This window comes from Paracoccus fontiphilus, from assembly GCF_017356265.1.
GTDB classification, from domain to species: Bacteria; Pseudomonadota; Alphaproteobacteria; order Rhodobacterales; family Rhodobacteraceae; genus Paracoccus; species Paracoccus fontiphilus.
This window is the reverse complement of record NZ_JAFNAW010000006.1, coordinates 80,254-102,140: the sequence shown is the minus strand read 5'-3', so window position 1 is coordinate 102,140 and position 21,887 is coordinate 80,254. Positions and strand designations below refer to the sequence as shown.

General features: G+C 67.6%; 23 protein-coding genes, 1 tRNA gene and 2 pseudogenes. 18 read left to right on the top strand and 8 right to left on the bottom strand.

Annotated elements, in window-relative coordinates:
- From J0F76_RS04160 to J0F76_RS04145, 4 genes and pseudogenes are all read left to right on the top strand, one after another.
- Positions 1-865 (top strand): annotated as a pseudogene (locus J0F76_RS04160) (chromosome segregation protein SMC); the annotation flags it as partial.
- Between the two features lie 49 nt (positions 866-914).
- Positions 915-1,370 (top strand): RidA family protein, encoded by a 456-nt coding sequence (locus J0F76_RS04155; protein ID WP_207466032.1) that lies wholly within the window; start codon positions 915-917, stop codon positions 1,368-1,370.
- Complete coding sequence (locus J0F76_RS04150; protein WP_207466030.1) at positions 1,370-2,122, top strand: glycerophosphodiester phosphodiesterase family protein; 753 nt, start codon at positions 1,370-1,372, stop codon at positions 2,120-2,122. The genes J0F76_RS04155 and J0F76_RS04150 overlap by 1 nt, the downstream gene beginning before the upstream one ends.
- A gap of 147 nt (positions 2,123-2,269) precedes the next feature.
- Entirely contained in the window at positions 2,270-3,400 is a 1,131-nt protein-coding gene (locus tag J0F76_RS04145) for a GNAT family N-acetyltransferase (RefSeq protein ID WP_207466028.1), read from the top strand.
- A 30-nt stretch (positions 3,401-3,430) separates the two neighbouring features.
- Here the strand turns inward: J0F76_RS04145 and J0F76_RS04140 are convergent, their stop codons facing one another.
- On the bottom strand, positions 3,431-3,916 hold the full coding sequence (locus J0F76_RS04140; RefSeq protein ID WP_207466026.1) for a peroxiredoxin: 486 nt from the start codon (positions 3,914-3,916) through the stop codon (positions 3,431-3,433).
- Positions 3,917-3,996: 80 nt separating this feature from the next.
- Here J0F76_RS04140 and J0F76_RS04135 point away from each other — a divergent pair, with 80 nt between their 5' ends.
- From J0F76_RS04135 to copM, 3 genes are all read left to right on the top strand, one after another.
- Positions 3,997-5,199 (top strand): NAD(P)/FAD-dependent oxidoreductase, encoded by a 1,203-nt coding sequence (locus tag J0F76_RS04135; RefSeq protein ID WP_207466025.1) that lies wholly within the window; start codon positions 3,997-3,999, stop codon positions 5,197-5,199.
- A 70-nt stretch (positions 5,200-5,269) separates the two neighbouring features.
- Positions 5,270-5,836, top strand: coding sequence for a 16S rRNA (guanine(966)-N(2))-methyltransferase RsmD (gene rsmD / locus J0F76_RS04130; protein WP_207466023.1), 567 nt, complete (start codon positions 5,270-5,272; stop codon positions 5,834-5,836).
- Between the two features lie 80 nt (positions 5,837-5,916).
- The gene (gene copM / locus J0F76_RS04125) at positions 5,917-6,288 is read left to right on the top strand and encodes a CopM family metallochaperone (RefSeq protein WP_207466021.1); all 372 of its coding nucleotides are present in this window, start codon (positions 5,917-5,919) and stop codon (positions 6,286-6,288) included.
- A 7-nt stretch (positions 6,289-6,295) separates the two neighbouring features.
- Here copM and J0F76_RS04120 read toward each other — a convergent pair whose 3' ends face one another.
- Positions 6,296-7,468: a pyridoxal-phosphate-dependent aminotransferase family protein gene (locus J0F76_RS04120; protein WP_207466019.1), complete on the bottom strand. Its 1,173-nt coding sequence runs from the start codon at positions 7,466-7,468 to the stop codon at positions 6,296-6,298.
- A gap of 150 nt (positions 7,469-7,618) precedes the next feature.
- Between J0F76_RS04120 and J0F76_RS04115 the strand changes: the two genes are divergently transcribed.
- On the top strand, positions 7,619-9,367 hold the full coding sequence (locus J0F76_RS04115) for an ABC transporter ATP-binding protein (RefSeq protein ID WP_341351555.1): 1,749 nt from the start codon (positions 7,619-7,621) through the stop codon (positions 9,365-9,367).
- Positions 9,364-10,083, top strand: a complete 720-nt coding sequence (gene ygfZ / locus J0F76_RS04110; RefSeq protein WP_207466017.1) for a CAF17-like 4Fe-4S cluster assembly/insertion protein YgfZ — start codon at positions 9,364-9,366, stop codon at positions 10,081-10,083. Before J0F76_RS04115 ends, ygfZ begins: the two co-directional genes overlap by 4 nt.
- Here ygfZ and J0F76_RS04105 read toward each other — a convergent pair.
- Positions 10,080-10,646, bottom strand: a complete 567-nt coding sequence (locus J0F76_RS04105) for an MOSC domain-containing protein (protein ID WP_207466015.1) — start codon at positions 10,644-10,646, stop codon at positions 10,080-10,082. The two genes, ygfZ and J0F76_RS04105, sit on opposite strands and share 4 nt — an antisense overlap.
- A 72-nt stretch (positions 10,647-10,718) precedes the next feature.
- A complete protein-coding gene (gene efp, locus J0F76_RS04100) occupies positions 10,719-11,282 on the bottom strand; it encodes an elongation factor P (RefSeq protein WP_207466014.1) in 564 nt (187 codons plus the stop codon).
- 360 nt (positions 11,283-11,642) lie between these two features.
- On the opposite strand from efp, the gene J0F76_RS04095 reads away from it, so the two are divergent.
- Entirely contained in the window at positions 11,643-11,969 is a 327-nt protein-coding gene (locus J0F76_RS04095) for a DUF6280 family protein (protein WP_130991880.1), read from the top strand.
- An 88-nt stretch (positions 11,970-12,057) separates the two neighbouring features.
- Here the strand turns inward: J0F76_RS04095 and J0F76_RS04090 are convergent, their stop codons facing one another.
- Entirely contained in the window at positions 12,058-13,017 is a 960-nt protein-coding gene (locus tag J0F76_RS04090; protein ID WP_207466012.1) for a 1-phosphofructokinase family hexose kinase, read from the bottom strand.
- Complete coding sequence (locus tag J0F76_RS04085; protein ID WP_207466011.1) at positions 13,014-13,421, bottom strand: metallopeptidase family protein; 408 nt, start codon at positions 13,419-13,421, stop codon at positions 13,014-13,016. Before J0F76_RS04085 ends, J0F76_RS04090 begins: the two co-directional genes overlap by 4 nt.
- Positions 13,422-13,499: 78 nt before the next feature.
- Here J0F76_RS04085 and gltX point away from each other — a divergent pair, with 78 nt between their 5' ends.
- The 4 genes from gltX (at position 13,500) to J0F76_RS04065 (ending at position 16,383) form a co-directional block, all read left to right on the top strand.
- Entirely contained in the window at positions 13,500-14,825 is a 1,326-nt protein-coding gene (gene gltX / locus J0F76_RS04080; RefSeq protein WP_207466009.1) for a glutamate--tRNA ligase, read from the top strand.
- A gap of 135 nt (positions 14,826-14,960) precedes the next feature.
- A tRNA-Met gene (locus J0F76_RS04075) sits at positions 14,961-15,037 on the top strand.
- Between the two features lie 202 nt (positions 15,038-15,239).
- Complete coding sequence (locus J0F76_RS04070; RefSeq protein WP_207466007.1) at positions 15,240-15,512, top strand: acyltransferase; 273 nt, start codon at positions 15,240-15,242, stop codon at positions 15,510-15,512.
- A gap of 283 nt (positions 15,513-15,795) precedes the next feature.
- Positions 15,796-16,383 carry an outer membrane protein gene (locus tag J0F76_RS04065; protein ID WP_207466005.1) on the top strand — a complete coding sequence of 196 codons (588 nt, stop codon included), beginning with the start codon at positions 15,796-15,798 and terminating at the stop codon, positions 16,381-16,383.
- Positions 16,384-16,430: 47 nt separating this feature from the next.
- On the opposite strand, the gene iscR is transcribed toward J0F76_RS04065, so the two are convergent.
- Complete coding sequence (gene iscR, locus J0F76_RS04060; RefSeq protein ID WP_207466003.1) at positions 16,431-16,889, bottom strand: Fe-S cluster assembly transcriptional regulator IscR; 459 nt, start codon at positions 16,887-16,889, stop codon at positions 16,431-16,433.
- Positions 16,890-17,051: 162 nt separating this feature from the next.
- Between iscR and J0F76_RS04055 the strand changes: the two genes are divergently transcribed.
- A complete protein-coding gene (locus tag J0F76_RS04055; protein ID WP_207466002.1) occupies positions 17,052-17,714 on the top strand; it encodes an alpha/beta hydrolase in 663 nt (220 codons plus the stop codon).
- Between the two features lie 74 nt (positions 17,715-17,788).
- Positions 17,789-18,363: pseudogene (locus J0F76_RS20835) on the top strand (VIT1/CCC1 transporter family protein).
- 111 nt (positions 18,364-18,474) lie between these two features.
- On the opposite strand, the gene J0F76_RS04040 reads toward J0F76_RS20835, so the two are convergent.
- On the bottom strand, positions 18,475-19,620 hold the full coding sequence (locus tag J0F76_RS04040) for a Hint domain-containing protein (RefSeq protein WP_207465995.1): 1,146 nt from the start codon (positions 19,618-19,620) through the stop codon (positions 18,475-18,477).
- Between the two features lie 160 nt (positions 19,621-19,780).
- Between J0F76_RS04040 and J0F76_RS04035 the strand changes: the two genes are divergently transcribed.
- Together J0F76_RS04035 and purQ are read left to right on the top strand one after the other, a co-directional pair.
- On the top strand, positions 19,781-20,992 hold the full coding sequence (locus J0F76_RS04035) for an NADP-dependent isocitrate dehydrogenase (RefSeq protein ID WP_207465992.1): 1,212 nt from the start codon (positions 19,781-19,783) through the stop codon (positions 20,990-20,992).
- A gap of 204 nt (positions 20,993-21,196) precedes the next feature.
- Positions 21,197-21,865, top strand: a complete 669-nt coding sequence (gene purQ / locus J0F76_RS04030; protein ID WP_207466047.1) for a phosphoribosylformylglycinamidine synthase subunit PurQ — start codon at positions 21,197-21,199, stop codon at positions 21,863-21,865.
- Positions 21,866-21,887: the final 22 nt, after the last annotated feature.

The window sequence follows — 21,887 nt, the reverse complement described above, 5'->3', positions numbered from 1 at the left end:
CGCCGCAGCCAGTGCCGAGCGCGAGGCCGAGCGCGCCGCATCCGAGGCTCGCGAAGCTCGCGCCATGCGCGAGGCGCGGGCGGAAGCCGCGCGGGACGGGGAAGCCGCCGCCCGGATGCGCATCCTCGAGGAAACCGAGACGACGCCGCAGGCGCTGCTGGCCTCGCTTGGGCCGACGCCGCCCGACGCGCCCGCCGCCGCGCTGGAGGACCGGATCGCCCGGCTGCGTACGCAGCGCGACGGGCTTGGCGCCGTCAACCTGCGCGCGGACGAGGACAAGCGCGAGCTTGAGGCCGAGCGCGACCGTCTTGCGTCCGAAAAGGCCGACCTGGAGGAGGCCATCCGCAAGCTGCGCGCCGGGATCGCCAGCCTGAACCGCGAAGGACGAGAGCGCCTGCTGGCCGCCTTTGACGCCGTGAACGCCAACTTCACCACCCTGTTCACCACGCTGTTCGGCGGCGGCGAGGCGCGGCTGGTCCTGGTGGAATCCGACGATCCGCTGGATGCCGGCTTGGAAATCCTCTGCCAGCCGCCCGGCAAGAAGCTGTCCACCCTGTCGCTGCTGTCGGGGGGCGAGCAGACGCTGACCGCCATGGCGCTGATCTTCGCGGTGTTCCTGGCCAACCCCGCCCCGATCTGCGTCCTGGACGAGGTGGACGCGCCCCTGGACGACGCCAATGTCAGCCGCTTCTGCGACCTTCTGGACGAGATGACGCGCCGCACCGACACGCGCTTCCTGATCATCACCCACCACGCCGTCACCATGTCGCGCATGGACCGGCTGTTCGGGGTGACGATGGTGGAACAGGGGGTCAGCCAGCTTGTCAGCGTGGATCTGAAGCGCGCCGAGGCTCTGGTCGCCTGACGCGGGCCTTGTTACGGTGCCGCGCGAATCCAAAGCCATGAGGGACACCATGAGCATCGAAGCCACCCTGGCCGAAAAGGGCATCACCCTTCCGGCAGCCCCCGCGCCCGCCGCGAACTATGTGCCCTTCGTGCAGACCGGAAACCTGGTCTTCGTGTCGGGCCAGATCAGCCAGGACGACAGCGGGCTGATCAAGGGCCGCCTAGGCGACGGCATGTCGGTCGACGAGGGCGCCGCCGCCGCGCGCCGCTGCGGGCTGTCGCTGATCGCGCAACTCAAGGCCGCCGTGGGCGATCTGGGCAGGGTGCGGCGCGTGGTCAAGCTGACCGGATTCGTGAACTCGACCCCCGACTTCACGGACCAGCCCAAGGTCATCAACGGCTGCTCGGACCTGATGGTCGAGGTCTTCGGCGAGGCTGGCCGCCACGCCCGTGCCGCCGTCTCGGCCGCCGCGCTGCCCCTGGGCGTCGCGGTCGAGGTGGAAGCGGTCTTCGAGGTCGCCTGATGGTCCTGCCGCAGGACTTCCTGGCCCTGCCGGTCGCGCATCGCGGCCTGCATGGCCCCGGCATTCCCGAAAACAGCCTTGCCGCCGCGCAGGCCGCCATCGACGCGGGCTATGCCATCGAGCTGGACATCCAGCCCGCCAAGGGTGGCGAGGCCATGGTGTTTCACGACTATGACCTGCGCCGCCTGACGGGGGCCGAGGGCCTTGTCGCGGCGCTTGATCCATCGGCGCTGTCGGGATTGCGGCTTCTGGGCACGGACCAGCCGGTTCCGACCCTGCGGCAGTTCCTGGATCTGGTCGATGGCCGCGTGCCCCTGCTGATCGAGATCAAGGATCAGGACATGGGGCTTGGCCCAAGGATCGGCCGCCTGCACGAGCGTGTCGCCGACGTGCTGCAGGGCTATGGCGGCCCCGTCGCGGTCATGTCCTTCAACCCCCATGTGGTCCAGGCCTTCCACCGGATCGCGCCGCATGTGCCGGTCGGGCTGACCACCTGCGGCTATGACGAGGACGACTGGCCCGGCATCCCCGAGGACCGTCGGAGCCATCTGGCCGGCATCAACGATTTCAACGAATCCGGTTCGTGCTTCGTCTCGCATGACAAGCGCGACCTGGCCAATCCGCGCCTTGACGCGCTGAAGGCCCAGGGGGTCCCGATCCTGTGCTGGACCATCCGCAGCCCCGAGGAGGAGGCGCTGGCCCGCCGCGTTGCGGACAACGTCACCTTCGAAGGCTACCCCGCGCCGTTCTGAGATGGGGCCAAAGGAGGGGACTTCGCGTCCCCCATCCGCCCTTCGGGCGGCTTCCCCCTGCGGGATATTTGAACCAAGGCAAAAGCCTGCGTGATTGTGAGCAGGCGGCGGCTGACAAACGCGGCTTGACTGCCTAGCTTTGCCGGCATGAACGCGCTGACCCTGTCCACCCATCCAAGCATCGCCGCCATTCCGCCCGACACCTGGGACGGTCTTGGCGACGGCAATCCCTTCACCACGCACCGCTTCCTGCTGGCGCTGGAGGAATCGGGGTCGGTGGGGCGCGGCACGGGCTGGCAGCCGCTGCATGTCACGCTGGAGGAAGGTGGCACCGTGGTGGCCGCCGCGCCGCTTTACGCCAAGTCGCACAGCCAGGGCGAATACATCTTCGACCATGCCTGGGCCGAGGCCTATGCGCGCGCCGGCGGGCAGTACTATCCCAAGCTGCAGGGCGCGGTGCCCTTTACCCCGGCCACGGGCGCGCGCTTGCTGGCCCGTGATCCGGCCATGCGGCAGTCGCTGCTGGCGGGGATGACGCGGGTTGCGGAGAGGGGCGGGGCCTCGGGTGTCCATGTCACCTTCTGTACCGAGGCCGAGGCCGAGGCGGGCGCCGCCATCGGCTTTCTGCCCCGCGTCACGCAGCAGTTCCATTGGCTGAACCGGGGCTACCGGACCTACGACGATTTCCTGGGCGCGCTGTCCTCGCGCAAGCGCAAGGATCTGCGCAAGGAGCGGGCGCGGGCGCAGGATTTCGGCGGCACGATCCGGCACCTGACGGGTGACGACCTGAAGCCGCATCATTGGGACGCCTTCTGGCGGTTCTACCAGGACACCGGCAGCCGCAAATGGGGGCGGCCCTATCTGACACGGGCCTTCTTCGACTGCCTGCAGCAGACCATGCGCGACGACATCCTGCTGGTCTTGGCCGAGCGCGACGGGCGCCCCATCGCCGGGGCACTGAACTTCCTGGGGCCGGACGCGATCTATGGCCGTTACTGGGGCTGCGTCGAGGACCACCCCTTCCTGCATTTCGAACTGTGCTATCATCAGGCGATCGACGTCGCGATCGCGCGCGGCCTGTCCCGCGTCGAGGCAGGCGCGCAGGGCGAACACAAGCTGGCGCGGGGATACGAGCCGGTCGCCACGCATTCGCTGCACTGGGTGGGCGATGAGGGTTTCCTGCGCGCCCTGGCCGATTACCTGGACCGCGAGCGCGCCGCCATGGGCGAGGAAATCGAGGCGCTGGCGGATTTCACGCCGTTCCGCAAGGAAGGGTAGGACCGGCAGCCGCCTGCCGATCCCCTTGGATCAGGCCTTTTCCAGCAGCGCCTCGCCCGCGCTGACGCTGCACTGGCCGGGGCTGTCCTCGACCTCGAAGGCCTCGAAGACCCCGTTGTTCAGAAGCGCCGCGAAACGCTTGCAGCGGCCCTGCAGGCCGGCGGCCGGGGCGTCGAAGTTCAGGCCCAGGGCGCGGGTCAGGCTGCCGTCGGCATCGGCCAGAACCTCGATCCGGGCGGTATCGGCGCCGGTTGCCTTGGCCCAAACATCGGCCACGAAGGGGTCATTCACGGTCAGGCAGACGATCCGGTCCACGCCCTTGCCACGGAAGGCGTCGGCATTGCGCACGAACGAGGGCATGTGGGCGTTGGTGCAGGTGCCGGTGAAGGCGCCGGGCACGCCGAACAGGGCGACGCGGCCCTGCGCCAGATCGGAGGTGTCCACGGCCTCGGGTCCATTTGCGCCCACGCGCAGCAGCTTGCCCTTGGGCAGCGTGTCTCCGACGGTGATGGTCATCCTGGCTCTCCTCGAATTGCAACGGATTCGCGGCGACTATAGGGTGCGGCGGGATGACAGGCCAGCGGGCGGGGACCGGCATGAGGATCGTGATCGTTGGGGCAGGGCAGGCGGCGGCCTCCATGGCGGCGCGGCTGCGGCACAAGGGCCACGCGGGAGAGATCACCATGATCGGCGCAGAGCCGGTGGCCCCCTACCAGCGCCCGCCGCTGTCCAAGGCCTATCTGCTGGGCCAGATGGGACTGGACCGGCTGACGCTTCGCGTGCCCGACTGGTGGCACGATCAGCGCATCACGCTGCGGCTGGGCGAGGCGGCAACGGCCATCGACCCCGCGCGGCGCGAGGTCGTCACCGACAAGGGCAGGATCGGCTATGACGCCCTGGCCCTGGCCACCGGCGCCCAGGCCCGCCGCCTGCCCGCCGCCATGGGTGGCGATCTGCCGGGCGTCCATGTGATCCGCACCCTGGCGGATGTCGATGCGCTGGCCCCTCAGATGCAGGCCGGCCGGCGGCTGATCGTGATCGGCGGCGGCTATATCGGGCTGGAGGCCGCGGCCGTCGCCCGCAAGCTGAACTTGGATGTCACGGTGATCGAAGCCGCGCCGCGCATCCTGGGCCGGGTCGCGGCAGCGGAAACCGCCGACATGATCCGCGCCCTGCATCGCGCGCATGGCGTGCAAATCCTGGAAGGCACCGGCATCTCGCACATCACCGGCACGGATCACGCGACCGGCGTGGCCTTGACCGACGGGCGCGACCTGCCCGCCGACCTGATCGTCACCGGGATCGGCGTCCTGCCGGAAACGACCCTGGCGCAGACGGCCGGGCTGATGCTGGACAACGGCATCGCCACCGACGCGCTCGGCCGGACCTCGGACCCGGCAATCTGGGCCGCGGGCGATTGCGCCAGCTTCCCCTGGGCGGAAGGACGGCTGCGCCTGGAAAGCGTCGGCAATGCCATCGACATGGCCGAGGCGGTGGCCGACAACATCCTGGGCGCGAACCAGCCATACCATCCGAAACCGTGGTTCTGGTCGGACCAGTTCGATGCCAAGCTGCAGATCGCTGGCCTGGGCGTCGGCCATGACCGTATCGTCACGCGTCCGGGCGACGGCCAGCATGGCGGCTCGGTCTGGTACTTCCGCGACAGTCGTCTGATCGCCGTCGATGCGCTGAACGACGCCCGTGCCTACATGATCGGCAAGCGCCTGATCGAGGCCGGGCGCAGCCCCGATCCCGACGCGGTCGCTTCCGCCCCCGACCTCAAGGCCTTGCTCGCATGACGCTTCTTCGTTGTCCAAATACCCTGGGGGGTGCGGGGGGCGACGCCCCCCGTCATCGCGGGACGCACCCATGAGGATCGTCGGCGGCTCACTGCGCGGGTTGAAGTTGGCCGATGTCGGCACCGGCGACACCGCGGCCCACCTGCGCCCCACGACCGACCGGGTGCGCGAGGCGATCTTCAACCTGCTGGTCAACGGCACGCATGGCAACCCGATCCCAGGGGCGCGGGTGCTGGACCTGTTCGCGGGCACCGGCGCCCTGGGGCTCGAGGCGCTGTCGCGCGGCGCGGCGCAGATCACCCTGGTCGACGACGGCAGCAAGGCGCAGGCGCTGATCCGCAGCAACATCGCCAAGGCCCGCGCCGAGGAGGCGGCGGAACTGCTGCGCCGCGATGCCACCCGGCTGGGCGACAGCCGCGGGGCGCCCCACGGGCTGGTCTTCCTCGATCCGCCCTATGCGCGCGGTCTGGGGGAAAAGGCCGTCGCCTCGGCCCTGCACGGTGGCTGGATCGCCCCCGGCGCCTTGGTGGTGTGGGAGGAAAGCCGCCCGCCCCTTGTTCCCGCGCGCCTCGTCCCCATCGACCAGCGGCGCTATGGCGACACGCTGGTCACGCTGGCGCGCCTGCCGGGGGCGTAGCGCGGATGTGATGGCGCATCCGCTTTCCCCCGCCGGCGGAATGCGCCAGCCTGCCGGGGCAAAGCGCAAAGGAGCGACCGATGACCACATCCACCCGCCGGGGCCTTGCCCTCAGCCCGATCCTGTTTGCCCTGGCCTTCGGCGCCTATGCCCAGGATGCCGCGCATGACCATGCCGGGCACGGCACCCAGGACGACGCCGCCCAAGCCTATGGGGCCGTGATGGAGAAGATGCATTCCGACATGGCCATGGAGTCCAGCGGCGATGCCGACGTGGACTTCGTGCGCGGCATGATCCCGCACCACCAGGGCGCCATCGACATGGCCAAGGTCTTGCTGGAACACGGCGACGATCCCGAGATCCGCAAGCTGGCCGAGGACGTCATCGCCGCGCAGGAGGCCGAGATCAAGACCATGCAGGACTGGCTGAAGGACCACGGCCAAGCCGAATAGGCGCGCCTCAGGCCGGTTCCGCCAGCACCCGTGCCGCCGCATCCAGGCCGCCCGGCCCGTGGGGGATGCCAAGCGCCGCCATGCCTGCCTGCATCGCCCCCAGCGCGGCCAGCATCATGGCCGCGTTGGCATGGCCCATATGCGCCACGCGCAGGGCGTTCTCGGGCTGCTCGGCCCCAAGGCCCACGCCCAGCGTCACGCCGCAATGCGCCGCGACCCAGGCGCGCAGCACGTCCGCGCCCGGCACGCTCATCGCCGTGACCGACGAAGCGCGCGCCGCCGGGTCGTCCACCGACAGCCGGATGCCCGTGCCGCCCTCGCCCCAGGCGTCGGCCGCCGCCCAGACGGCACGGGCCAGTGCCGCGTGGCGCGCCCAGACGGCGAACAGGCCTTCCTCGTCCAGGATCATCCGCAGCGCCTCGTCCAGGGCATAGATCTGCTGGACCGGCGGCGTGCCGCCCCAGAACCGCCACAGCGCCTCGGCGCCCGCGCGCAGGTGCCAGTCCCAGTAGGGCGTCGTCAGCGAGGTGCGCCCGCGCGCCGCGGCCTTGTCCGAAAACCAGACGAAGCTGGTGCCGGGAGGGCACATCATGCCCTTCTGGCTGGCCGAGATCAGCACGTCGACGCCCCAGTCGTCCATCATCATCGGCGCGCAGCCCAGCGAGGCGATGGCATCCACCGCCAGCAGCGCGCCGTGACTGCCCATGGCGTCGCGCAGCGCGGGAATGTCGGCCATGACCCCCGTGGCGGTGTCGATCTGGCAGACCATCACCGCCTTGATGGCGCCCGCCTTGTCCTCGGCCAGGCGGCGGGCCAGCATGTCGGGATCGGCGGGCCCGTTGCCGAAGTCCAGCAGCTCGACCGCGACGCCCATCTGCTCCATCTGCTGCGCCCAGGAGCGTCCGAAATGCCCCGAGGTCAGCGCCAGCGCCCGGTCGCCCCCGTTGAAGATGTTGGCGCCCGCGGCCTCCCAGGCGGCGTGGCCGTTGCCGATATAGGGCGCAAGATGGGCCTGCGTTCCCGCCAGCCGCTTCAACTGGCCCATCACCAGCAGGTTCAGGTCCGCCAGTTCCTCGCCATAGATGTCGGGCGAGGCGCGGTGGGCGGCGGCAAGCACCCGGTCCGGCACGGGCGAGGGGCCGGGAATGGCGATGACGGGGCGACCTGCGGCAAGACTCATGGCGTGTTTCTGTCCTTCACATCCTGCAGGATCGCTAGTGCCGGCACGGGCGAAGGTCAACGGCCCGGCGCGCCAAGCCCGCCTTGCCGCCACGGCCCGCATCGGGCTAAGGCTGTGCCAAGCCAGACCAGACGAAAGACGCAGCCGCCCGTGCCCGATACCTCCCATCCTGCCGCCTCGACCCTGCTGCGCCGGTTCTGGACCGATTACCTGCGCATCCATCGCGGCAGCATGGCCGGCGCCTTCGTGCTGATGACGCTGGAAGGATCGACGCTTGCGCTGATCTCGTGGATGCTGAAGCCCTTGTTCGACCGGGTCTTCGTCGGCAAGGAGGAGGGCGCGATCTGGTGGGTCGGCGGCGCGATCATGGCGATCTTCCTGCTGCGGGCCACCACGCTGATCGCCAGCCGGTCGCTTCTGTCCCGCATCTCGCTGGGCATTTCCACCACCATGCAGCGCGACCTGCTGTCCCATATCATGACGCTGGACGGGCGCTTCTTCCAGCAGAACCCGCCCGGCGCGATGATCGAGCGCATCCAGGGCGACACCATCGCGGTCCAGGGGGTCTGGGCGAACCTCATCACCAGCGCCACGCGGGACGCGATCTCGCTGGTGATGCTGTTCGCGGTGGCGGTGTCGATCGACCCGACCTGGACGCTGGCCGCGCTGATCGGCGCGCCAATCCTGATCGCGCCCGCCGCCCTCGTGCAGCGCTACATCCGCCGCAAGGTGCGCCAGAACCGCGCCGATGCCAGCGCCCGCGCGACGCGCCTGGACGAGGTGATGCACGGCATCGCCTCGATCAAGCTGAACCGCGCCGAGGCCCACCAGACCGAGCGTTTCGCCCGCATCACCGCCCGCATCCAGAAAACCCAGGTCAAGGTGACGGCGATGAGCAGCCTGATCCCCGCGCTGACCGACATCGTGACCGGCATCGGCTTCGTGGCCGTCCTGGCGCTTGGCGGGCGCGAGGTGATGGAGGGCCAGCGCAGCATCGGCGACTTCATGTCCTTCTTCACCGCCCTGGCGCTGGCCTTCCAGCCCATGCGCCGGCTGGGCGGACTGGCCGGCACCTGGCAGACCGCCGCCGCCAGCCTTGAACGGATCTACCAGGTGATCGACACGCGGGCGGGCATCACCTCGGGGCCGCGAACCCAGCCGCCCGAAAGCACGGAAATCCGGCTGGAGGACGTGTGGCTGTCCTATGACGGCAAACCCGTGCTGCAGGGGCTGACCTTCTCGGCCCCGGCGGGCAGGACCACCGCGCTTGTCGGGCCCTCGGGCGCGGGCAAGTCCACGGTCTTCAACCTGCTGACGCGGATGGTCGATCCCGACCGGGGCCGGATCACCCTGGGCGGCGTTCCCGTCCGGGACTTCGACCTGGGCGTGCTGCGCGACCAGTTCTCGACCGTGACGCAGGATTCGGCACTGTTCGATGAAACCCTGCGCGACAACATCCTGATGGGGCGTCCCGACGCGGGCGAGACGGCGCTGGCGCAGGCCATGGACGCCGCCCATGTCAGCGACTTCGTGTCGGCGATGCCCGGCGGCCTCGACAGTCCGGCGGGTCCGCGCGGATCGGCCCTGTCGGGCGGTCAGCGCCAGCGCATCGGCATCGCCCGCGCTATCCTGCGCGACGCGCCCGTGCTGCTGCTGGACGAGGCGACGAGCGCGCTGGACACCGCCAGCGAACGGCTGGTGCAGGGGGCGCTGGAAACCCTGTCGCAGGGGCGCACCACCCTTGTCATCGCGCACCGGCTGTCCACCATCCGCGATGCCGACAAGATCGTCGTCATCGAGCAGGGCAGGGTTGTCGAGGAAGGCAGCCATGCACAGTTGATGGCGCAAGAGGGCGCCTATGCCCGCCTTGTCTCCCTGCAATTCGGAGAAAGCCAATGACCCGCCAGATCATCCGCGTCACCGGAGAGGATCGCGTGGCCTTTCTGCAAGGCCTGGTCAGCAACGACGTGCGCCGCGCTCCCTGCTGGGCCGCCCTGCTGACGCCGCAGGGCAAGTACCTGGCCGATTTCCTGATCGTGCCGGACGGCGATGCGCGGCTGGTCGATGTGGACGCGCGGCTGGCCGATGACCTGATGCGGCGGCTGGGGATGTACAAGCTGCGCTCGAAGGTGGCGGTCGAGGCCACCGGCATGACCGTGGCGCGCGGCACCGGACCCGCGCCGGATGGCGCCATCGCCGACCCGCGCCATCCGGCGCTCGGCTGGCGGCTTTATGGCGGCACCGGCGACGACGGCACCGATTTCGACGCCATCCGGGTCGAGCACGTGATTCCCGAAACCCTGGTCGAGCTGATCCCGAACGAGACCTTCATCCTGGAGGCGGGGTTCGAGCGCCTGCACGGCGTCGATTTCCGCAAGGGCTGCTATGTCGGCCAGGAAGTGACGGCCCGGATGAAGCACAAGACCGAGCTGCGCAAGGGCCTGACCCGGCTGCGGATCGAGGGCGAGGCGCCGGTCGGCACGCCGATCACCGCCGACGGAAAGGACGTCGGCACCCTGTTCACCCAGTCAGGCGGGCGTGCCCTGGCGCATGTGCGCCTTGATCGCGTCGGCCCGGACATGCGGGCCGGGACGGCGCGGCTGTTCGCGGACTAGGCCAGCTTGCGGATGCGGTCGCCCAGGCGCACCTCGCCGTCCTGCTCGATGGAACACAGGATGCCGCGCAGCCGCAGGGGCGGGTGGCCGGGCGCCACGATCCAGTCCTTGGCGGGCTTGCCATAGCGGACCTTCCACTTGACGCAGCCGTCGTTGAATTCGTCCGACACGCGGACAACCGCCGTTCCGACCTGAAGCAGGCTGCCCACGGGCAGGTTCGCCTCGCTGGTATCCAGGTCGCAGACGATCGTGTCGCCGGGATGGGGCGTGTTCTCGCGGTCCAGCCAGACGGCATCCATGACCCGGCGCGGCAGGATCGAGACCTGGATGCGCGGGTCGGGCGATCCGTCCGGCAGCTTCAGCCAGGGCGCCTTGAGCCAGCGTTCGCCGGGAATGCCCTGCTCGCGCGTCAGGGTCAGGCGGTCGGGAAAGGTCCGCTGGTTGAAGCCGGGGCGGAAGCACAGGATCTCGACCGGCGCGTCGTTCCCGGGCGCGGCCAGGACATGGGGCAGGATGCGGGCCAGATCCTCGGCCGTGGCCTGGCGCAGCGTCGTCGTGGTCATGGGCGGAGATCCCGGCTTGTCATGAAAAACGCCCCGGAAGGCCGGGGCGCCAGGTTTCCTGCAGGAAAGGGCTCAGGCCCGTTCGCTGTATTCGAACAGTTCGGTGTTCACGATGATCTTCTCGCCCTCGCCGACGAAGGGCGGGATCATGATGCGGACGCCGTTGTCCAGGATCGCGGGCTTGTAGCTGTTGGCGGCCGTCTGGCCCTTCACCACCGGCTCGGTCTCGTTGACGGTGCAGGTCACCTTCTGCGGGATCGAGACGGACAGGGCTTCCTCGCCGTAGTATTCGATGGTGGCGGTCATGCCGTCCTGCAGGAAGGGGCGGCGGTCGCCCAGCAGGTCGGCGTCCAGTTCGGTCTGCTCGAAGGTCTCGCTGTCCATGAAGACCAGCTTGCCGTCGCTTTCATACAGGAACTGCTGGTCCTTCTGTTCCAGGCGGACCTGTTCCACCTTGTCCTCGCTGCGGAAGCGTTCGTTCAGCTTGCGGCCGTCGCGCAGGTTCTTCAGTTCCACTTGGGCAAAGGCGCCGCCCTTGCCGGGCTTGACGTGGTTGACCTTCACGGCGGCCCACAGGCCTCCGTCATGCTCCAGCACGTTGCCGGGGCGGATTTCGTTGCCGTTGATCTTGGGCATGGGAAACCTTTTGGGGTTCTTCGGGTTCTGGAAATAACTGCTGTTCGTCGTTGAACGGCGCTGTGGCGCCCCTATATCGGGGCCTTGTGGCCGAGGCAACCAAAAGGGTTTTGCGGTGTTGTCAAGGCGCAGACCGGCGCTGGGTTACATGAAAAGCAAGGTGTAATTAAAGATTTCACCTGTTTTTTACACGACATGCAGTAAGTGCATGGGTGATATGCAGGCAAGGGAATAACGAATCGGCGGGCATCTGGGCTAAGCAGCAGCACCGTCAGAGAAACGGAAACAATAATGATGGGCTGGCATGCTGCCGCCCACGCGGCCGCTTTTGCTTCGTGGCCTAGAAGATGGACGAATGGTATGCGCGATTTTGTCGACGGATCGGCTTTCAATTTCGAACAGGGCCAGCGGGCCCGCAAGCTTTTTGCAGCCGTGGTCCTGGCCGCGCTGGATGATGCGATTGCCGATGACAAGAAATATGGCAACGGAGCCGAGCAGATCGCCCGCTGGGCGCGGTCGCGCGACGGCCGCGAAGTTCTGTCCTGCGCCGGCATCGACCCGAACGAGCGGGTGGTGAAGGGCCTCATGGAATTTGTCTCGAAGGGCGTGCGCACGTCGGTCGCGCTGTCGCGCGAGGAAAGCGAACGCCGCATGGCCGCCGAGGCCGAAGAGGCCGAAGCCGCGTAGGCAGGCCGCGACGCATCCCGCGAAAGCCGCCCCCTTTGGGCGGCTTTTCTGTTTCGGGGTCCGCCGGTCGCAGCGCCGGGAAGGGCCGCTAAAGGCGGGTGATGACCCGTTCGGCGTAGAACCGCTCGACATCCTCGGCACGGCACAGGTCGGTCGCGGGGGTCATCACGGCGGCCGAGGCCGCGGCGGCGCCAAGCGCCAAGGCTTCCTGGACCGGCCACTCGCGCGCCATCGCCAGCACGAAGCCCGCCACGAAGCTGTCGCCCGCGCCCACCGCGCTGACCACCTTGACCGGGGCCGAGGCCGCGTGCCAGGCGCCGTCGGCGCTTGCGATCACCGATCCGTCGGCGCCGCGCGCCACGATCACCGAACGGGCCGCGCCATCCTTCACAAGGCCCGCCGCGAAGGCCGCGCTGTCCTCGCGCCCGGGCAGGGGCCGGGCCGCCAGTTCCTCGGCCTCGTGGCTGTCCATGCGCAGCACATCGACGGGGGTGGACGATCCCGCCAGCACCCGCAGCGCCTCGCCCGAGGTGTCGACCAGAAGCTTCGCGCCGCTGTTCTTCAGCCGCACCGTCAGCATCTGTTCGAAGCCCGCCGGAACGCCGGGCGGGTTCGATCCCGACACGACCACCCAGCCCCCGGCGCGGGCGGCCTCGGCGATGGCCTGGGTCATGTCGGCCACATGGGCCTTGTGCCATTCGGGGCCCGGCAGGACGAAACGGTACTGCCCGCCGGTGGACCGGTCGGTCACGGCCAGCGACTGCCGCGTCTCGCCGGGGGCGGTCAGGCGCACGACCGACAGTCCGTCGGCCTTCAGCAGTTCGGCGATGCGCGTCCCCGTGGCCCCGCCAAGCGCCACCATGGCGGTCGACCGCCCGCCCATGTGCTTGATCGCGCGGCTGACATTGATGCCGCCGCCGCCGGGATCGACCTCGGGCTTGTCGCAGCGCAGCTTCAGTTCGGGCCGCACCTCGTCCGTGGCGGTGGACAGATCCAGCGCGGGGTTCAGCGTGACCGTCAGGATCGGCGCCTGCACCCGCGCGGTCATTCCCACCACCTGTCGATGCTGGCGATGTCGTCGTCCGACCAGCCGAAGTGATGGGCCATCTCGTGCGTGACGACATGGCCGACTAGTTCGGCCAGCGTGACGTTGCCGCGCGCGGCCCATTCGTCCAGCAGCGGGCGGCGATACAGCCAGATGATGTCGGGCTGGCCCGGCTGGTCGGACACCGACTTCTCGGTCAGCGGAATGCCGTCATAGATGCCCGTCAGCTCGAACGGGTCGTCGATCTGCAACTCGTCCAGGACATCCTCGGGGGCGAACTCGGCCACGCGGATCGCGATGGCCCCCGCATGGGTCGCGAATTCGGGGGGCAGGGCGGCCATTGCGTCGCGCGCCATCGCTTCGATCCGGGCCGCGTCGGGGGCGGTCAGGTCCTTCCAGTCGGTCATCCGCGTCTCCTGCATGTCGTCCCCGATATGGACAAGAATCGCGGCGTGTGAAAGAGCAAGGCGAACAGGAGACGTGCCATGACCACCACCCGCTTCGCCCCGTCGCCCACGGGCCACATCCATGTCGGCAACCTGCGGACCGCGCTGTTCAACTATCTGATCGCGCGAAAGGCCGGCGGAACCTTCATCCTGCGGCTGGACGACACCGACCAGGAACGGTCCAAGGAAGAATATGCCGACGGCATCAAGCGCGATCTGGACTGGCTGGGCCTGCACTGGGACCGGGTCGAACGCCAGTCTTGGCGCCTCGACCGCTATGCCGAGGCGGCGGACCAGTTGCGCGGCGCGGGCCGCCTGTACGAGGTGTTCGAGACCCCGACCGAGCTGGACCTGAAGCGCAAGAAGCAGCTGAACATGGGCAAGCCCCCGGTCTATGACCGCGCCGGACTGGCCCTGTCCGAGGCCGATCGCGACCGCCTGCGGGCCGAAGGGCGCGAAGGCTACTGGCGCTTCAAGCTGGACCAGGAGCGGATCGAGTGGACCGACGGCATCCTGGGCGACATTTCCATCGACGCCGCCAGCGTGTCCGACCCGGTGCTGATCCGTCACGACGGGCAGGTGCTTTACACCTTCGCGTCCTCGGTCGATGACACGGACATGGCGGTCACGCATATCGTGCGCGGCGCGGACCATGTGACCAACACCGCGACCCAGATCCAGATCATCCGCGCCCTTGGCGGCACGCCGCCGGCCTTCGCCCATCACAGCCTGCTGACGGGCGCCAAGGGCGAGGAACTGTCCAAGCGCATCGGCGCCCTGTCCATCCGCGACCTGCGCGAGGCGGGCGTCGCCCCCGAGGCGCTGCTGTCGATGATGGCGCGGCTCGGCTCCAGCCAGCCGGTCGAGCTGAAGATGACGCTGGACGACCTGGCCGAGGGGTTCGACCTGTCGCAGTTCGGCGCCTCGCCCACGAAGTTCGACGCCGAGGATCTGTGGCCGCTGACGCGCGAGCGGAACCAGGCCTTGCCCTTCGACACCGTGCGCGACCGGATCGCGGCGCTTGGCGTTCCGGGTGACCTGGCAGAACGCTTCTGGGCCGTGGCCTCGCAGAACATCACCAGGCTGGACGATCTGGCCGACTGGTGGACGATCTTTTCCCAGGGCGCCGAGCCGCAGATCGACCCCGAGGATGCCGACTTCATCGCCCAGGCCATGCCGCTGCTGCCGCCGCCGCCCTATACGGACGCGACCTGGGGCGAATGGACGGCAGCCGTGAAGGAGGCCACCGGCCGCAAGGGCAAGGGCCTGTTCATGCCGCTGCGCAAGGCCGTCACTGGCCAGGCCCACGGTCCCGACATGGCGCAGGTGATGCCGCTGCTGCAGGTGGTCAAGGCGCGCGGCTGACCCGCGTGCATGCCGGGAACCCGAACGCCGTCCTGACCTAGGGCGGCGTTTTTCATTTGTCCGTCCAGCGTCGTGAAATCTGTCGAAAAACCGCTTGACGCCCCCCACGCCCTCCCTTACATCGCCCCCACCCGTGGCGGAGTAGCTCAGCTGGTTAGAGCAGAGGAATCATAATCCTTGTGTCGGGGGTTCAAATCCCTCCTCCGCTACCACGGTTTCCCACTTTCCGTAAAAACCGGCCGAATGGTGCAGAAGCCCGATGAAGTCGAGCGTTTTGCTATTCTGGCAACACCATGCGACCTTTCCCGGAAGGCAGCAGGGTAGCGCGGCGTCGTCGAAGGTCGTTGCAACAGCATTCGGATCGGCGCCCACCATCGCTTGGCAGGTCGGATCGTAAGCGAGTGCAACGATGGCATGATCGATATCGGCAGCAGCGACAACCATTCGATCATCGACGTGGCGTCGGGAAAACGCATCAATCGTTGCAAGCCTATCTCCATCGGGGATCACGTCTGGATCGGGCGGCAGGCAACGATCCTGAAGGGCACCGTCATCGGCAGCCACTCCATCATCGGGGCAGGGTCCATTGTCAGGGGGACCATCCCCGACCACAGCCTTGCCGCGGGATCGCCTGCCAAGGTCATCCGGAGTGGCGTCACTTGGGATCGCCGCAGGCTGCCCGTCTAGCGTCTGTCGCTGGTTGTTCCCTGCAGCCTCTGGGTCTGGATCGACAGCCCGATCTGAAAGGTTCGTCGCACAGGGTGCCAAGGCTTGAACGGCGCCTCGACAGCCGCTCCGTGATCGACACGAGGCAACGCCTGCGGGCATTTTCTCGTTTATGCTCAAGGCCGATCACTTTTACAGTAGCGTTACAAACATGCAACAGATCTTGCATTCCGTGCAAGTTGTCTCTGGCAACGGCGGGTGGCGGGCCTATCTAGACCGCACTGACTAGAAGGAGACTACCCTCATGAAATTCGTTGCGCTTACGGTTGCTGCCACGCTGGCGGCCTCGGCCTCGTTCGCCGGCGGCTATGTCGCCCCCGTGGTCGAGACCGCTCCGGTGGTGGCGCCTGTCGTCCCGGTCGAGGCCGGCACGGACTGGACCGGCTTCTATGCCGGTCTGCAGTATGGCCAGGGCAGCGCCGAGGTTTCGGACAATGGCGGCGAAAGCGATTTCGACGGCTACGGTGCGCATGTCGGCTATCTGCGCGACTTCGGCAAGGTGATCGCCGGCGCCGAACTGGACTACAACAAGGCCGACCTGGACGAAGCCGACGAGGACGCCGACCTGTGGCGCCTGCGCGCGCGGGCGGGCTATGACATGGGCCGCTTCCAGCCCTATGTGACCCTGGGCGCCGCCCATGTCTCGCTCGACACGATCGCGGGCGACATCTCGGAAACCGGCATCACCTATGGCGTGGGTGCGGAATACCTTGTGACCGAGAAGTTCTCGGTCGGCGCCGAATACAGCCGCAGCGACTTCTCGGACGTGATCGCCGACGGCGTCGACCTGGATACCGACCTGGTGCAGGTCCGGGCTTCGTACCGCTTCTGATCGCGGCAAAGTTCGCAACAAGGCGCGGCCCCTCGGGGCCGCGTTTTTCAATCGTCCACCACGCTGAGGATTTGCGGCAGCGCCGGGCAGGGCAGCAACTGGTTCTTGGCGACGTCCGCCAGCGAATGGTTGTGCAGAAAGACGTAGACATGCGCCGACAGGCTTTCCCACAGCCGGTTGGACAGCGTCTGCGCCCGCGAACCCGATACCCCGCCCGAGGCCCCCGCGCCCACATGCATGGCGCTGACGGTCTCGTCCACGGCCTCCAGGATCTCGGCGATGCGGATCGTCTCGGGGGCGCGGGCCAGGCGGTAGCCGCCACCGGGACCGCGGACCGAGGCGACAAGGCCCGCGCGCCGCAGCCTGACGAACAACTGTTCCAGATAGGGCAGCGAGATGTCCTGGCGCGCCGAAATCTCGGCCAGAGAGGTCAGGTCGTCGCCCTTGGCGGTGGCCAGATCGACAAGGGCGATGATCGCATAGCGCCCCTTGGTGGACAGTTTCATCGGCTGGCTCCTTCCAGTCAGGCGGCGTCGGTTGACGACGCGCGCACTGCCGCGCTATGCCGCCAAGGTCCGTTTCTTGCGCAATCCGCGCCGGCATCCCAGATAGCGGTCTAAAAGCGCCATGACGATGCGTCAAGAAACCCGTAACTTCGAAGGAAGACGATGCCAGAGCTGATTTTCCCCGGCCCCGAAGGGCGGCTCGAGGGCCGCTATCACCCGCAACCGGGCAAGCCCGACGCCCCCCTTGCCATCGTCCTGCACCCGCACCCGCAATACGGGGGCACGATGAACAACCGCGTCGTCTATAACCTGCACTATGCGTTCCACAAGCTGGGCTTCACCGTCATGCGGTTCAACTTCCGGGGCGTGGGGCGCAGCCAGGGCGAGTTCGACCAGGGCATCGGCGAATTGTCGGATGCGGCCTCGGCGCTGGATTACCTGCAGGCGATGAACCCCAACAGCAAGCATTGCTGGGTGGCGGGCTTCAGCTTCGGAGCCTGGATCGGGATGCAGCTTCTGATGCGCCGCCCCGAGATCACCGGCTTCATCAGCGTGGCCCCGCCCGCCAACATGTACGACTTCAGCTTCCTGGCACCATGCCCGTCCTCGGGCCTGATCGTGAACGGCACCGCCGACCGCGTGGCGCCGCCCAAGGATACGCACGCCCTGGTCGGCAAGTTGCGCGAGCAGAAGGGCATCACCATCACCCACGAGGAGATCGAGGGCGCGGACCACTTCTTCCGCGACGACGAACTGCACATGAAGCCGATGATCGACCTTGTGCAAAGCTATGTCCGCCGGCGTTTGACGGAAAGCACGCGTTGAGCGAAAGCCCGGACAGGCCCAGTCCGTCTCGGACCTAACTGGGCCGGATCGTCCTTGGGGGAGACGACGGCATCGTGACGACCTTCGCGATCGTCTTCAGCTTTGCCGGGGCGAGGGCAGAGGGCGCGGCGCAGGTCGGGACGATCGCCGTGCTGCTGTTCGGGCTTGCCAACCTGTTCGCCGATGCTGTCGCCATGGGGCTGGGGACCTATCTGTCCAACCGGTCCCAGCGTGAGGTGTTCTGCCGCCAGCGTCACGTCGCGATGGACCGCATCAACCGCGATCCGTGCGCGACCTGTGCTCGCTTCTTGTGCGGCATGGCGTCGGCGACAGCAACGCCCGGGACAGGGCGGGCATTCCGGGGCGCAATCCGGCGATGATGGCGGATCTGAGCCTGCGCTATGACCTGGGCGCCACCGATCCCGGCGCGGGCAGTCCGGCGGCACGGGCCCTCGTGACGTTTCTGTCGTTCCTGGCGCTGGGCTCAATCCCGATCATTCCCTTCATGCTGAACGCACCCTCGGCAAGCGTCTTCGGCGTTTCGGTCGCCGGGACTCTCGGCGCCCTTGTTCTGCTGGGGGTCACGCGCTGGCGGGCCACCCAGGAACCCTTTGCGCAGGCGATGGGCGAAACGCTGGCCGTGGGCTAACCTGTGCGGGGGTCGCCTATCTTGTCGGCATGGTCGTCGGGGGATAGCCCGGGCGGGCCATGATTACCGGAGCCCCGGCCTCCGGCCCCCCGGTCCGGGCCTTTCCCCTGGTCAGCCGGCCAGCGGCTTGCCGTTCGCGACGTGGCGCGCCGCCAGGTGCCGCGCCTTCCTTCCCGGCACGAAGGGACGGGCGCCCGGAAACTCGTCGGGACTGTCGCGAAGCTGCGGAAACAGGGTGAAGATTTCCTCGGCAGCCTCGCCCAGGGCCAGCAAGGCCTGGGGGCCGGGATAAAGCGATTCCGTCTGAGCGCCGTTCGACGTGACGATTTCATGCGCGGCAAACATCAGGTGGACATAGGTGACGCCGTCGATGTCGGCGGCGATCCCGATGCCGTCGATTTCGCTCAGGTGCTTGGCGGCGACCAGCAATTCGGCCGTGCCGAACATCCGCTGGGCAATCGCGGAGCGGACCAGAATGCGATGCTGCTGCGACACGAGGAGATCCTGCGCGGGCAGACCGGACCCCAGCGCCCCCGCGGCGATCCGCACGGGCGCCAGGGCGGGGACTGCCGCGATCTCGGCCGCCGTGACATGGCGGCAGCCGACCCAGCCGACCGGCTGCGGGCCGTTGTCCCGGGTCGTGACCAGATCGCCGACCCGGATATCCTCGACCGGACGTTGCCCGTCAGGCGTCGCGATCAGCGTGCCGCTGGTGAAGCAGTTGATCGGCAGGTCATGGATCGTCGGCTTGAACGAGATGACGGCCACGTACATGTTCCTGTCGTAGGGATCGGCCGACAGGATCGTGACCGAACGCAGGGCCGTGATGCCGTCCCACATCGGCAAGGCGTCCTTTGACGGGCGAAAGAACATGTCGCCGTTCCGCATCTGGATCAGCACGCCGTCCTGTTCCGTCATTCGGCCATCGGGGAAGGTCAGTTGGTAACGCACCGACAGAAATCCGGTGATGGTTGCCTTGACCAGCTCGCCCGACTGCGGCGAGACATAGCTCATGCACGAGTCCCCGACGTCTCTGCCCCGGCCATCGGTGTTGTAGCTGGTGGCGAAGGCCTGGACCTGCTTGCCGTCGACGGTGATCGTTCGGGTGTCCCCCTGCAGCGTCACCGCCTTGATGTTGTGGGTGCCGGCCGCGCCGTAGCCCGCCATGCGATCAGCCTCGGCACGGGTCGAGGTTGTGGCGCTTGTGGCGTTCACCTGTGCCTGATTGCCAAACCACATCCAATCGACGCTCGCCATGAAGATCACCCGGTATACTTGTTACGTGACAGGCACCCTCATACCGGCCATTCGTTAAGAAACCGTTCGCATGGATTGCATACCGCGGCATACATTCTTTTCATCGCGGCCCATCCCGGCTATAGCCGCACACGACCCACAACGCCGAAAGGGACTGCCCATGTCAAAGATCAAGGTCGCCAACCCCGTCGTCGAGCTTGACGGCGACGAAATGACCCGGATCATCTGGGACTTCATCAAGCAGAAGCTGATCCTGCCGTACCTAGACGTGGACCTGAAATACTACGACCTGGGCATCGAGGAACGCGACCGGACCGAGGACCAGATCACCATCGACGCGGCCAACGCCATCAAGCAGTACGGCGTGGGCGTCAAATGCGCGACCATCACCCCCGATGAGCAGCGCGTCGAGGAGTTCGGCCTGAAGAAGATGTGGAAGTCGCCCAACGGCACCATCCGCAACATCCTGGGCGGCGTGATCTTCCGCGAGCCGATCATCTGCCAGAACGTCCCGCGCCTGGTGCCGCACTGGACCAAGCCCGTGATCGTCGGCCGGCACGCCTTCGGCGACCAGTACAAGGCCACCGATTTCCGCTTCCCCGGCAAGGGCAAGCTGACCATCAAGTTCGTCGGCGAGGATGGCGAGACGATCGAGCACGAGGTCTTCCAGGCCCCGTCTTCCGGCGTGGCGATGGCCATGTACAACCTGGACGACTCGATCCGCGACTTTGCCCGCGCGTCCTTCAACTATGGCCTGCAGCGCGGCTATCCGGTCTATCTGTCGACCAAGAACACCATCCTGAAGGCCTATGACGGCCGCTTCAAGGATCTGTTCCAGGAGGTGTTCGACGCCGAGTTCGCCGACCAGTTCAAGAAGGCCGGGATCATCTATGAACACCGGCTGATCGACGACATGGTGGCCTCGAACCTGAAATGGTCGGGCGGCTATGTCTGGGCTTGCAAGAACTACGACGGCGACGTGCAGTCCGACACCGTCGCGCAGGGTTTCGGCTCGCTTGGCCTGATGACCAGCGTGCTGATGACGCCGGACGGAAAGACGGTCGAGGCCGAGGCGGCACACGGCACCGTGACGCGCCACTATCGCGAACACCAGAAGGGCAACCAGACCTCGACCAATTCGATCGCGTCGATCTTTGCCTGGACGGGCGGGCTGAAGCACCGCGCGAAACTGGACGACAACGCGGCGCTGCTGAACTTTGCGCAGACGTTGGAAAAGGTGACGGTCCAGGCGGTCGAGGACGGCTTCATGACCAAGGACCTGGCGCTGCTGGTCGGGCCGGACCAGAAGTGGCTGACCACCATGGGCTACCTGGAAAAGGTGGACGAGTACCTGAACAAGGCCCTTGGCTGACAGGAAGAAGGCCGGGCATTCGCCCGGCCTTTTGCCTCCGGCGGGGATATTTGACACCAAGATGAAGCGACGACCCTTCATCTTGGCTGCAAGTATCCTGCGGGGGAGTCCCCGCCAAGGGGACGGGGGCGCAAAGCCCCCCTCTTTCAACATTCGCGGCTTTGCGCTATGGCCTTCCTGTCCCGCGACATGGAGCCTGCGCCGATGAAAGCCGCCGTCATTACCTTTCCCGGATCGAATTGCGACCGCGACCTGGCCGTGGCGCTGGAACGGGCAGGCGCCCAGGTGACGCGAGTCTGGCACAAGGACGACGCCTTGCCCGAGGGCACCGACCTAGTCGGCGTGCCCGGGGGCTTTTCCTTCGGCGACTACCTGCGCTGCGGCGCGATCGCGGCGCACTCGCCCATCGCGGGCGCCCTGCGGACCCATGCGCAGCGGGGCGGTTATGTGCTGGGAATCTGCAACGGCTTCCAGGTGCTGACCGAGTTGGGCCTTCTGCCCGGTGCCCTGATGCGCAATACCGGGCTGACCTTCCTGTGCAAGCCCGCGGTGCTGAACGTCGTGACAGCCGACAGCGACTTCACCGCCGGCTATGACCGCGGCCAGCAGATCACCATCCCGGTCGCCCATCACGACGGCAACTATCAGATCACGGCCGAGGGGCTGGCCCGGTTGCAGGACGGGGACCGCATCGCCTTCAGCTATGCCCCGGCGATCAACGGGTCGGTCGGCGACATCGCGGGCGTTCTGTCCGAAAACCGCCGGGTGCTGGGCATGATGCCCCATCCCGAACGCGCGGCCGATCCGGCCACGGGCGGCACCGACGGGGCGGCGCTGTTCCGCGCGCTTGTGAACGGTGTTGTCAACGCCTGACTTGAGCGTCGGGACGTCTGCG

Excerpts from the sequence above, each read along its gene's own strand:
- J0F76_RS04085 (WP_207466011.1), bottom strand. The coding sequence starts at position 13,421 with ATGACCGACTGGAAGGACCTGACCGCCCCCGACGCGGCCCGGATCGAA.
- copM (WP_207466021.1), top strand. The coding sequence starts at position 5,917 with ATGACCACATCCACCCGCCGGGGCCTTGCCCTCAGCCCGATCCTGTTT.
- gltX (WP_207466009.1), top strand. The coding sequence starts at position 13,500 with ATGACCACCACCCGCTTCGCCCCGTCGCCCACGGGCCACATCCATGTC.
- J0F76_RS04055 (WP_207466002.1), top strand. The coding sequence starts at position 17,052 with ATGCCAGAGCTGATTTTCCCCGGCCCCGAAGGGCGGCTCGAGGGCCGC.
- iscR (WP_207466003.1), bottom strand. The coding sequence starts at position 16,889 with ATGAAACTGTCCACCAAGGGGCGCTATGCGATCATCGCCCTTGTCGAT.
- ygfZ (WP_207466017.1), top strand. The coding sequence starts at position 9,364 with ATGACCCGCCAGATCATCCGCGTCACCGGAGAGGATCGCGTGGCCTTT.
- J0F76_RS04095 (WP_130991880.1), top strand. The coding sequence starts at position 11,643 with ATGCGCGATTTTGTCGACGGATCGGCTTTCAATTTCGAACAGGGCCAG.
- J0F76_RS04150 (WP_207466030.1), top strand. The coding sequence starts at position 1,370 with ATGGTCCTGCCGCAGGACTTCCTGGCCCTGCCGGTCGCGCATCGCGGC.
- J0F76_RS04105 (WP_207466015.1), bottom strand. The coding sequence starts at position 10,646 with ATGACCACGACGACGCTGCGCCAGGCCACGGCCGAGGATCTGGCCCGC.
- purQ (WP_207466047.1), top strand. The coding sequence starts at position 21,197 with ATGAAAGCCGCCGTCATTACCTTTCCCGGATCGAATTGCGACCGCGAC.
- J0F76_RS04135 (WP_207466025.1), top strand. The coding sequence starts at position 3,997 with ATGAGGATCGTGATCGTTGGGGCAGGGCAGGCGGCGGCCTCCATGGCG.
- J0F76_RS04155 (WP_207466032.1), top strand. The coding sequence starts at position 915 with ATGAGCATCGAAGCCACCCTGGCCGAAAAGGGCATCACCCTTCCGGCA.
- J0F76_RS04065 (WP_207466005.1), top strand. The coding sequence starts at position 15,796 with ATGAAATTCGTTGCGCTTACGGTTGCTGCCACGCTGGCGGCCTCGGCC.
- J0F76_RS04035 (WP_207465992.1), top strand. The coding sequence starts at position 19,781 with ATGTCAAAGATCAAGGTCGCCAACCCCGTCGTCGAGCTTGACGGCGAC.
- J0F76_RS04090 (WP_207466012.1), bottom strand. The coding sequence starts at position 13,017 with ATGACCGCGCGGGTGCAGGCGCCGATCCTGACGGTCACGCTGAACCCC.
- J0F76_RS04140 (WP_207466026.1), bottom strand. The coding sequence starts at position 3,916 with ATGACCATCACCGTCGGAGACACGCTGCCCAAGGGCAAGCTGCTGCGC.
- J0F76_RS04040 (WP_207465995.1), bottom strand. The coding sequence starts at position 19,620 with ATGGCGAGCGTCGATTGGATGTGGTTTGGCAATCAGGCACAGGTGAAC.
- J0F76_RS04145 (WP_207466028.1), top strand. The coding sequence starts at position 2,270 with ATGAACGCGCTGACCCTGTCCACCCATCCAAGCATCGCCGCCATTCCG.
- efp (WP_207466014.1), bottom strand. The coding sequence starts at position 11,282 with ATGCCCAAGATCAACGGCAACGAAATCCGCCCCGGCAACGTGCTGGAG.
- J0F76_RS04120 (WP_207466019.1), bottom strand. The coding sequence starts at position 7,468 with ATGAGTCTTGCCGCAGGTCGCCCCGTCATCGCCATTCCCGGCCCCTCG.
- J0F76_RS04070 (WP_207466007.1), top strand. The coding sequence starts at position 15,240 with ATGATCGATATCGGCAGCAGCGACAACCATTCGATCATCGACGTGGCG.
- rsmD (WP_207466023.1), top strand. The coding sequence starts at position 5,270 with ATGAGGATCGTCGGCGGCTCACTGCGCGGGTTGAAGTTGGCCGATGTC.